The following is a 2,753-nucleotide window of genomic DNA, read 5'->3' as shown; positions in this document are numbered from 1 at the left end:
GGGCGTTCTCCCACGCCTGCTGCGCCTGCAGGTCGGCGATGGCGGCCTGCGCGCGGGCCTGCCGCACGTCGTTGCGGGCGCGCATGCCGTCAAAGAGCGGGTAGCTCACGGCCAGCTGCAGCGAGCGGTCGCTGAACCAGCCGCCGTTCTGCTGCGTGCACACGCGGTCCGGCGCGCTGCCCGCGGGGCAGTCGATGGTCTCCAGGGCGCCACCCCGCGTGGGCACGCGCCACTCCAGCGGGAACGCCTGGTAGCCGCTGACGAGGTTGACGGAGACGGTGGGCAGCAGGGCGCTCTGGGCCACGCGCGCCTGGGCATCGCTGGCCTGCGCCCGCAGCCGCGCCGCACGCACGCCCGGCAGCGCGTCCAGCGCGGCGGAATCGGCGATGGCGGCGCCGGCCAGCTGCTCCGACAGGGCCTGCACGGCGGCCGGATCCAGCCGCGTGCTCAGCCGCAGGGGCTGCTCGGCCGGCAGGTTGGTAAGCCGGCGCAGCTCCAGCAGGGCCAGGTCGCGGTTGCCGCGGGCCTGGATGAGCGTGGGCTCCAGGTTGGAGCGCTCCACGCGGGCCCTTAGCACGTCGTAGCGGCTGCCGCGGCCGCCGGCCTCGAACTGCTCCGCCTGCCGCACGCGCGCCTCGGCCAGGGCCAGGTTGCTCTCCTGGATGGCCACCAGCTGGTCCGCCAGCTGCGCGGCCAGGTAGGCGTTCAGCGTCTGCAGCGTCACGTCCTGCTCCACGTCCGTCACCTCGGCCGTGGCGGCCTCCCGCAGGCTGCGGGCGGCGCGGGCGCCCTGCACCACGCGGCCGCCCTGGAACAGCGGCACGCTCAGCGTGGCGTTGGCGTTGTACGTGTTGGGCTGGTTGAAGATCTGCCCCACGGCCTGCGCGCGCGCGTTCTCGTACGTGTGGCTGAACGTGCTGTTCAGCCGCACGCTGGGCAGCCCGGCGGCGCGGGCGCTGCCCACGGCGGCGTTGGCGGCGTCCACGCGTCGGGCGGCCAGGCCCACTTCCTCGCCGTTGCGCGCCAGCTCCAGCGCGCGGCCCAGCGGCAGGTCCAGCGAGTCGGCGCCCTGCGCGGCCAGGGGCGCGGCGGCCAGCGAAAACACGAACGCCGCCCCGCGAACGGTCGCGCGAAGGCCGGCGTGCGAAACAGCCCGGGAGGGGCGGATGATCTGCATCAGGATCGTACTCCGGGGCCCGACGCGGGTGGCGGCGGGCGGGTGCTGCGAAATAAGGCGGACACGGCCGTGCGCGATGCCGGCCGGAAGCCTGCTAATTTAGCCGCAGGGCAGGATGTGTACAATCCCGCGTGGCGGCTGCTGTTAACGTTAGACACCGCTCCGCGCCGGAGCGTTGGATGAACGTTCGATGAAGCGTCGGCGCATCGGAGCCGATGGGCTGTCGTTCTGAGAGATGTTGGATAACCCGGATGGGCCAGAAGCGTCATCCTAAGGAGCCGCCGCGTAAATCCTGCCCGTGCGTGACCCATGGCGGCGACGAAGGATCTTGCCCGCGAAGCTCGGGGGCGACCCTGGTGCACGGAAGTCACCACCGAGTTTCGCACACAAGATCCTTCGGTCGCGTCAAAGTTCTGCGTGCGTGCATGTTGTGTGCGGCGCTCCCTCAGGATGACGCTTCGTGGAGGCAGGTTTCCAAGCAGTCTCCGAGGTCGGCCGGCGCCGGCTGAGACGATCCGTCACGTAGCGCGTCGGGCGCCTGCCGGCCGAAGAAATCTGGTTGCCGCAGTGCACGGTCCTGCCCGCGCGCTGAGTTCGCGCGAGGGGGCCAGCACGGGCGAGAAGCAACTGCAAAACCCATCTGAGGGGGTTGCGCGCAGGCTGCCGTACACCTGATATTGATAATGCGTTATCGATTCCAGTTCGGCTGATCCTTCTTCCGTCCTTCGCGTGCGACCTGTCCGCCGGTTCCCGTCCGTGCTCTTCGCGCTTCTCTACCTGCTGCTGTCGGCGGGCGGAGAGGTGCTGCAGCACGCGTGGGCCCAACCGGTGGCCGGCCTGCTCGTGGCGCACCTGCACGCGCCCGGCGACCGCGAGGACGACTGCCCGCCGCCGGCGCACGACGAGTCCCACTGCCCGGCGTGCAAGCTGACCGGGCTCAAGCTCCTGTCCGGCGGCTCCACGCCGGGCGAGCTGTCCGCGACCGTGCTTCCCGCGCGCGTCGCGGCGCGCGGCGGCGACCTGCCGCCGACGATCCGCTCGCACGCCCCTCCCAGCCTTCGCGCCCCACCCCTCAGGCTGACGGCTCCAGCACGGAGCTGAATCCCCGGCACCCTGCCGCGCCCAGAAGACGCGCGGCGGCGTTGATGATCGCGTCCGCGCACCGTGCGCGGCGCGGGAGCCGTACAGCCAGATCCTGAAATGAATCCGAAGAACCCGGCCGCCCGGCCGGCCGTTCCGCCGCGCGCGGAAAGGCCGCCGCGCCGCCGCCTGTCCACCGTCGTCCGCGGCGCGTGCGTCCGCGTGTTCGCGCCCCTGTCCACCGTCCGCCACGGAGGGGCCGCGTGAGCGCCGACGTCATCGCCCGTCCGCGCGTGGCGGCGCCCGTCCCGCGCGGCCTGCGGCGCATGGAAGCGTGGGCCGCCGCGGCGCCCCTGCTGTGCGCCGCGCACTGCCTGGCCACGCCGCTGGTGCTGGCGCTCGCCCCGCGTTTCGCGCCGGGCGAGGCGGCGGAGCGCGCCGTGCTGGCGGGGTCCATCCTCCTGGCCGGGGCCGCGGCCGAGCTGGGCCGCCGCGC

Annotated in this window: 3 protein-coding genes and 1 pseudogene; 3 read left to right on the top strand and 1 reads right to left on the bottom strand. The window is 73.2% G+C overall.

Going from position 1 to position 2,753, the window contains the following annotated elements:
* Positions 1-1,177: TolC family protein (locus VFZ20_RS27700; protein ID WP_329687204.1), on the bottom strand; the 1,177-nt coding region annotated here is incomplete at its 3' end.
* A 756-nt stretch (positions 1,178-1,933) separates the two neighbouring features.
* Here VFZ20_RS27700 and VFZ20_RS27695 point away from each other — a divergent pair.
* From VFZ20_RS27695 to VFZ20_RS27685, 3 genes and pseudogenes are all read left to right on the top strand, one after another.
* Positions 1,934-2,278 carry a hypothetical protein gene (locus VFZ20_RS27695; protein WP_329687203.1) on the top strand — a complete coding sequence of 115 codons (345 nt, stop codon included), beginning with the start codon at positions 1,934-1,936 and terminating at the stop codon, positions 2,276-2,278.
* 99 nt (positions 2,279-2,377) lie between these two features.
* On the top strand, positions 2,378-2,524 hold the full coding sequence (locus VFZ20_RS27690) for a hypothetical protein (RefSeq protein ID WP_329687202.1): 147 nt from the start codon (positions 2,378-2,380) through the stop codon (positions 2,522-2,524).
* Positions 2,521-2,753 (top strand): annotated as a pseudogene (locus VFZ20_RS27685) (hypothetical protein); the annotation flags it as partial. The gene VFZ20_RS27690 and the pseudogene VFZ20_RS27685, both read left to right, overlap by 4 nt.

Source organism: Longimicrobium sp. (assembly GCF_036280135.1).
GTDB lineage: Bacteria > Gemmatimonadota > Gemmatimonadetes > Longimicrobiales > Longimicrobiaceae > Longimicrobium.
This window is presented reverse-complemented; position numbering and strand designations above follow the sequence as displayed.

Bases quoted from the DNA above. Each gene is read 5' to 3' on its own strand.
- VFZ20_RS27690 (WP_329687202.1), top strand. From the start codon at position 2,378: ATGAATCCGAAGAACCCGGCCGCCCGGCCGGCCGTTCCGCCGCGCGCG.